Annotated in this window: 6 protein-coding genes; all 6 read right to left on the bottom strand. The window is 65.8% G+C overall.

The genetic code is table 11. The features are described 5' to 3' along the window. Window positions 1-1,255, bottom strand: a 1,255-nt coding sequence (locus tag NTX40_00040; protein ID MCX5647481.1) for a hypothetical protein, incomplete at its 3' end; no start/stop codon positions are given. A 134-nt stretch (window positions 1,256-1,389) separates the two neighbouring features. Further along, window positions 1,390-2,256: a family 43 glycosylhydrolase gene (locus NTX40_00045; protein ID MCX5647482.1), complete on the bottom strand. Its 867-nt coding sequence runs from the start codon at window positions 2,254-2,256 to the stop codon at window positions 1,390-1,392. 15 nt (window positions 2,257-2,271) lie between these two features. Further along, window positions 2,272-2,625: a hypothetical protein gene (locus NTX40_00050; protein MCX5647483.1), complete on the bottom strand. Its 354-nt coding sequence runs from the start codon at window positions 2,623-2,625 to the stop codon at window positions 2,272-2,274. A 47-nt stretch (window positions 2,626-2,672) separates the two neighbouring features. Continuing rightward, entirely contained in the window at window positions 2,673-5,012 is a 2,340-nt protein-coding gene (locus NTX40_00055) for a glycoside hydrolase family 95 protein (GenBank protein ID MCX5647484.1), read from the bottom strand. 28 nt (window positions 5,013-5,040) lie between these two features. Then, window positions 5,041-6,735, bottom strand: coding sequence for an alpha-L-fucosidase (locus NTX40_00060; protein MCX5647485.1), 1,695 nt, complete (start codon window positions 6,733-6,735; stop codon window positions 5,041-5,043). A gap of 417 nt (window positions 6,736-7,152) precedes the next feature. Beyond that, on the bottom strand, window positions 7,153-7,392 hold the full coding sequence (locus tag NTX40_00065) for a PEP-CTERM sorting domain-containing protein (GenBank protein MCX5647486.1): 240 nt from the start codon (window positions 7,390-7,392) through the stop codon (window positions 7,153-7,155). Window positions 7,393-7,592: the final 200 nt, after the last annotated feature.

Below are 7,592 nucleotides of genomic sequence, written 5' to 3' on the forward strand. Positions count from 1 at the left end.
TCCAGCCGGGGCTGAAATTCGCGGAATAGCACAGCCAGAGGGTCCGCCCGTCGGGGCTGATGAACTTGCTCGGAAAATTGAGGAAGTACCCTTGCTCCCCGAAGTCCTTCATATAGGACACCATGCGCCATGGGCCGGTGACGGCGTCGGCCTCGAGAATGTAGGAGGTCATCTTGGCCACGGTCGGCCAACCATCGGTTACGCACATCAGGTATTTTTTCAGGCTGGGCACATACGTGGCGGTGACGCACCCCATGTGGTTGTTCCATTCGATCAGCGGTTTGATTTTCTCAAAGTTGTTCGTCCAGATCGGCTTGCCGGCGCCGTCACGGCCGGCGAAGAACTCATAAGCCTTGAGGTCATTGATGGTCTCCGGCGAGGGTTTGACGCGGGCCAGATAGATCTGGTCGGCAGAAATCCAACTCAGGTTGGCATGGGCGAAGTCGCTGGTGCAGCCCTCGACCACCTGGAACACCTCACCGGGCTTTCCAGGCTTGATGCAGGGGCGCGGCTTGGGATCCTTTTCTTCCGCGCCCATGCCGAGCAAGTACGCCTTGCCGTCCGGCGAATGTTCCATGTTCTTGCCGAAATCCACGAAATGCGGCGCTCCCATCTTGACCGGACCGAGAAACTGTCGCGGCTCGGGAAACAGGGGCTTTTCCGGTGTGAGGGGCGAGGGCTCCCACGTCTTGCCGTAATCACGGGAGATCTGGAATCCCGGCATCGGCCCGAGATTGGGCCAGTTCCAGATAAACTCATTGTGCTTATACGACCCGGCAGGCCCCAGGCAGTAGGTGCCGTAATACCAGATGCCGTTGTGCACCAGTGAGCCCGCCGGATAGCGTCCTTTATAGGGCAAAGCGCTGGCCTGCTTGGGCGGGGAAGTGTTGTGTATCTCAAGCCTCAGCGGGTCGTCACCGATCATCACGGCGTGGCCGGTGCGGGCTCCCGCGCCGGACCCGGAACTGCAACCGACGCCGTCCGTCTTGCCGTCGGTCCAGGGCGAATACAGGTTGCCATCGCCGGCCCAGCACGGATAAAAGGTGTCGCCGCAGCGATAGTCGCTGTGGCGGCCGGTAAAGAAAATGCCCGTCAGGCTTGTCGATTTCTGAAACGGGCAATCATCGGGAACCGGGGATTCCCAGGCGAATCCCTTGGGGTCCGCCGGCACGTTCTTCGACTCCTCGGCCATCACTCCAGAGGCCGCCAGCAGACCAATCAGTAGGGTTGAGATTTTCATATATTGCCTTTCCATGTGAACGGCGCCCATGAGGCGCTGAGGAAGCCGCACAAAGCGCGGGTTGGTTCTCAGGTTGTTTGAACTGTGATCAATAATCTTTGGAGTGCTCCCCATTGTCAAGACCCAAAAGCGCTCGGGTTAAGATAGTCTCACAGTCCGACGGTTGCTGGAACGGAAGGAGCCCGTAGGGCGACCCGCCTTGGGCGGGCAACCGTCCGCGCCGCCGCGTTGGCCGGCGGGGCCGGCATCCCGTCGTCCAGGAGGAACGGCTTGCCGTCCTTCCACCCCAGTTTGACCCACGAGAGAAACCAGGTCTTACCCTTGTCATTGTTGCCCTGGTAGAACAGGTACGTCTGGCCGTCCTCATCGACGAAGACGCCGGGGTGGCCCGATTCCGAAGAGTTCCACGACCCCGGCTTTCCGTTCGGCAGGAGCGGCTCCTGGAAGAGGCGGGTCCAGTGCACGCCGTCGGCGCTGGTAGCGCAGCCGATCTGCTGGGGGTCATTGTTGTACCCGCCGCCGTAGAAAAGGTAGAGCGTGCCGTCGCGCCGGACGACCGACGGGGCCTCGATGCACCGGGTCTCCCAGGGCCGTTCGGGCTTGAGGACGGGCCCGTCGCCCACCTGCTTCCAGGCCGCGCGGCCGAAGTCGGACATGCGGTCGGCCACGGCCAGGGCGAGCATCTGGGTCTTCATCGTCGGGTCGCGTGTGGCGTAGAGGAGGTAAAGGCGGCCCTGGTGCTCGAAGACGTCGCAGTCGATGGCCCGGCCGCTATTCCAGTCGCCCGTCGGACGCACGATGGGGTTCGTGGGGTCGCGCGCGAACCGCAGGCCGTCGTCGCTGGTGGCGTGGCACAGGGCATCATCCTTGCCGTTGCCGTAGGTGTTGTAGAAGAGGTGGACCTTGCCGTCCAGGACGATCGCCCGTCCGTTCACGAGTCCGTTCTTCTCGCACTCCTGCTGCGGCAGCAGTTCGCCTACCTTCTTCCAGGCGACCAGGTCCCTGCTCTCGGCGATGCGGTTCGACCGTGCTCACCGCCCTGAGCCTGCCGAAGGGCCGACGGCCCAGCCCTCGGGCGCCTTGGGGTCGCTCGACGGCGCCATGGAGTAGTACATCAGGTACCGCCCGCCCAGGCGGATGACCGACGGGTCCTTGGCGAAGGGGCGGCCGTGGCGTGTGGCGTCGCCAAAGTACATCTTCGGCGTGGGCATGGCGGCGACCTTCTGGCTCTCCCCAGGCGGGGAGGGCTTCTGCGCCGCCGCGTTGGCCGGCGGGGCCGGGGGCGCCGCTGCGGTTCGACCGTGCTCACCGCCCTGAGCCTGCCGAAGGGCCGGCGCCAAGCCTGCGGCCAACATGACCAGAAGAGCGGCAAGTCCGTCTCGCATCACGGGCCTCCTGGGGCTCCGTCAACCACGGGCGCGCCACCCGGCGTTTACCTTTTCGCCAGGTCGGGGCCCAGGCGGGCCTCCTGGTTCGCCCCCAGCGCCAGGTCAACCGTCTTGTCGCCGCAGCGGACCTTGCACGGTCCGCCGAGGGTGGAGCGGATGACGGCCTCGGTGAGTTTGCCGTCCTTCCAGGCGATATCGACCTCGAACCCGCCGCGGGCCCGCAGGCCCTTGACCGAGCCGGTCGGCCAGGCGCCGGGCAGGGCGGGCAGCAGATGGATTTCGCCCCCCAGGGCCGCGCCGGGCGTCGGCGGATGGCTCTGGATGAGCATCTCGGCTACACCCGAGGTTCCGCCGAAGTTGCCGTCAATCTGGAACGGCGGGCACATGTCGAAGAGGTTGGGGGCCGTGTTGCCGGCCAGGGCCTCGGTGAGCATCTTGCGGGCATGGTCGCCGTCCAGGAGGCGAGCCCAGAAGTTGATTTTCCAGGCCTTGCTCCAGCCGGTGCCGCCGTCGCCGCGGAACTCCAGGGACTTCTTCGCGGCCGCCGCAAGGTCCGGCGTACCCCGCATCGTGATGTCCCAGCCCGGGTACAGGCCCCACAGGTGCGACACGTGGCGGTGCGTGTCCTTGGGGTCGTCCTTGTCTTCGAGCCACTCCCGGAGTTGGCCGTGCTGACCGACCTGGTTGGGGGCGATCTGCTTATACATCTCCATGAGTTTGGCGGCGAAGTCCTTGTCGACGCCCAGGATGCCCGCGGCGGCGGCGGTGTTGGCGAACAGGTCGCGGACGATCTGGTGGTCCATCGTGGGACCCATCACCAGGCCGCCCTGCTCGGGCGAGTTGGAGGGGCCGCTCACCAGCCAGCCCGTCTTGGGGTCCTTGATGAGGAAATCGGTGAAGAACGTCGCGGCCTCTTTCATGACCGGGTAGGCCCGCTTGGCCAGGAACGCCTTGTCGCCGGTGAACTGGTAATGCTCCCACAGGTGATGGCAGAGCCACGCGCCGCCGACGACCCAGATGCCGTGGTCCGAGGCGTTGATGGGCGCCGTGCCGCGCCACAGGTCCGTGTTGTGATGCAGGACCCATCCGCGGGCGCCATAGTGGGCCTGGGCGACCTTGCGGCCGGTGACGGCGCAGTCGGCAATGAGGTCGAAGAGGGGCTCGTGGCACTCGGAGAGGTTCGTGACCTCGGCGGGCCAGTAGTTCATCTCGGTGTTGATGTTGACGGTGTACTTGGACTCCCACGGGGGCCTGAGGCTCTCGTTCCAGACGCCCTGGAGGTTGGCGGGCTGGCTGCCCGGACGGCTGCTGGCAATCAGGAGGTAGCGGCCGAACTGAAAATACGTGGCGGCCAGTTGCGGGTCTTCCTGCTTGGCGGCGGCCTTGATGCGCTCGTTGGTGGCCTGGGCGGCGGCCGGGGTGGTCCCCAGGTCGAGCACGACGCGGCGGAACAGCCGCTGGTGGTCCTCGACGTGGGCCTTCAGGAGCGCCTGGAAGTCCTTGCCGGCGAGGGCCTTGGCGCAGGCCTCGCAGCGTTGAGCCGGGTCGGCCGTGATGTCCTTGTAATTCTTGAAACTCGTGGCGGCCACCAGCAGGAGCGTGGCGGAGTCGGCCCCTTCGACGGTTGCGCCGTCGTCGGCAACGGTCACGCGGCCGCCCTGGACCAGGATGCGCACGCGGGCCTCGAACTTCAGGCCCCCCTCCTCCACCTGCCCGGCCAGGACGAGTTGGCCGCCGGCGGCCCGCGCGACGGTCGACTTGTGCGGGCTGTCCATCTTGGCGGTGAAACTGACCTTGCCCGGCTTGTCGGCCGAGACCTCGAGGACGATCGCCTGGTCCGGGTGGCTGGCAAACGCCTGGCGCAGGTACGTCACGTCGCCCACCTTGTAGCGGACGGAGGCGACGGCCGTGTCCAGGTCCAGGTCGCGGCGGTAATCGGTTGCGGCCTCATGGCCGGGGAACTTGATGCGGAGGTCGCCGAACGGCTGGTACGCCTTCTGGCGGAGCGGAACGCTCATGAACTCCCTGCCTGCGAGGTCCTCGGCCTCCTTCTGCTTGGCCCGGGCCTCCCGGGTCTTGCCCTCGGCCTCGAACTGCCGCATCTCCTGGAGGAGTTGGCGGATCTGGGGCAGGAACTTCACCGCGCTCTCGTGCTGGTACTCGTGGGGCCGGCCGGTCCAGAGCGTGTCCTCGTTGAACTGGATGCGCTCATCGGCCACGCAGCCGAAGATCATCGCGCCCATGCGTCCGTTGCCGATGGGCAGGGCCTCCTCCCACGTGGCGGCCGGCTGGCGATACCAGAGGACCGGGCCGGCGCCCGCCGGGCCGCCGGGGTCCGCGGCCAGCGCCTGTCCGACCAGAACGGCCAGCAACATTGCAGCCATCGTCCGCTGTGTTATGTGCAGGCTCCTATTACTTGGCGGGCGCGGGGGGCAGCGGCTTGGGCACGTACGGCAGGTTGCCGGTGTCGGCCGAGGCATTGGTCTTCAGGCCGGTGATCTTGAAGGCGAAGGCGTGCTCGCACGGCTTCTCGTCCGGCATCTTGATCACCAGGCCCTCCTCGGTGCGCGACCACTGGAGTTTGCCGTCATGGCCGAGCAGGGCGACGTTGTCCACGTCCCCCGTGACCAGCGGCGAGTTTCCGGCCATGGAACGGATGACCACCGGCTTTCCCGGCCAGCCCAGGACAAAGGCGTAGATCGTGTCGCCCTTGGTGGTAAAGCGGATGTCCTCGGCGGTGTATCCGCGTGCCTTGCCCTCGCCGAAGTTGCCGGCCGCGACGTCCGCCGCGCCCTCGCCGAAGACGATCCACGGCCGCGTGCCGAAAATGGCCCCCCCGTTGACCTTCATCCACCGGGCCAAGTCCTCCAGGATCTTGACCTCGTCGGCATCGATGGTGCCGTCGCCCTTGACGGGCACGTTCAGCAGCAGGTTCCCGTTCTTCGAGACGATGTCGATGAGCGTGGTGACGACGGTGGCGGCGGTCTTGTACCGGTGGTTCTCAAAGAGGCTCACGTTGTAGTGCCAATGGCCGATGCAGGTGTCGGTCTGCCAGGGGAACGGCGCGATGCCGCTCGCCCGGCCGCGCTCGATGTCCAGCACCAGGGCCTTGCGGAGGTCAGGCGGCAGGCCCTTGGTGTTCATGACGGCCTCGTTCTTGCCGTGCCACTGGATGCTGGAGTTGTACAGGTGCGCGGCAATGCGGAGGCCGGCATCGGTCTGGTTGTGCAGCGGCAGGACGCTGTCGTCGAAGTACAGCAGGTCGGGCCGGCACGAGTCGATGAGGTCGATGACGCGGTTGTAGAACTTCTCGTTGTAGGCCTTTCGGGCCTCGGGGGTCCGGGCCTGGCCGTGGGGGGCATAGAGGTCGGCCGGGTCGTAACCCTCCCACCAGGTGCCCTTGCCGTCGGCCTTGGTGAGTTTGCCGTCGTACGGGACGCCGGCCAGGGGCCCGTTCTTGTCGGCGCCGTGGGCCACGTCGTACCAGTCCCACGCGCGGGCACAGTGGACGGTGACGCCGAACCGCAGCCCCTCCTTGCGTGCGGCCTTGGCCCAGAGGCCGACGATGTCTTTCTTGGGTCCGATGTTGACGGAGTTCCAGGGCTGGTACTTCGAGTCCCAGCAATCGAAGTTGCAGTGATGGTTGGCGAGGGCCACGAAGTACTTCGCCCCGGCCTTCTTGTAGAGGTCGATGAGTTTCTCCGGCTCCCACTTTTCGGCCTTCCACATATGGCAGATGTCCTTGAAGCCGACCTTCGAGGGAGGGCCGTAGTGCGCGACGTGGAACTTGTAGTCGTTGCTGCCCTCTTCATACATGCCGCGGGCGTACCAGTCGCCCTGCTCGGGCACGCACTGGGCGCTCCAGTGGGCCCAGATGCCGAACTTGGCGTCGCGGAACCACTCGGGCACCTCGTAGGCCTTGAGCGATTCCCAGTCCGGCTTGAAGGGGCCCGGGGCAACAGTCCCCGCCGGCGCGGGGTCGGCCTTGTCAGCCGGGTTCTTGGCGGCGGCGAAGACTGCGGCGGCAGGGGACGCCAATGCCGCAACGAAGGTCAATGCCACGGTCAGAATGCTTGCGGTTCGGAACGTGAATGCCCGGAATGTCATTCGGACTCCTTTCGCGCGGATGTCTGGTCGCCCGGGTCTGTCGCCGGGCATTTGCGGTGATGCTAACGCGCGGCACGGGTGGGGCAAGCGAAATTGGCCTCAAACGGAGGGGTTTTTTTTGATAGGGTTTCGTCTGGAGTGAGAACACTGGCGCGCAGACCCTTGCTACTCTGCGAAGTAGCGATGCTTCTTCGCTACGAAGCACGAGCGGCACGCTCTACACGGCCATTCCCGGCGCGCCGGGACCGCCGCTGCGGTTCGACCGTGCTCACCGCCCTGAGCCTGCCGAAGGGCCGGTGCCTCGATTGCGGGCAGGTGCGGATCGACAAGGAATACGCCTGAGCAACTAGCACCGCGAACCGTGGCGCGCGGATTTCAGACAGCCGCTCAGCCCCGTTTATATCTCAACGCTCATGATCATGCCGAACGGCGACGGTGCAGCAGCGCCAGTCCGCCCAGCGCCAGGAGCGAGAGCGTCGCGGGTTCGGGCGTGAACGCGTACCCCGTGGGAATCGTGATGCCGTACTGCGGGCTATTGCCGGAGGATACGAACGGCGAGTTGCCGTTGCCGCTGGCCGTAAGTTGGAGTTCGAAGGCGAAGGCCTCGCCGACCGGCAGTTCCACGTCCTTTGTGGCCGGTCCCGTGTAATCGGCCATCTCGTGAGCCCGGTGGCGTTAAGTACGAAGTTCAGATCCTGTAGGTTCAGTTTGCAGACGGCAACGGCTCCCGCGCCGATCAGCCCGCGGTTGAATTCCCAGGCCGATGCGGTGCCGGTGTTACCGAACACGTGACCGGTGTATGCGGGCGCCTCACTGTTGTTGGGATCGTTCGGCTTGCACGTCGCAACGGACCCGCC

The organism is Planctomycetota bacterium, assembly GCA_026387035.1.
Lineage (GTDB): Bacteria > Planctomycetota > Phycisphaerae > FEN-1346 > FEN-1346 > JAPLMM01.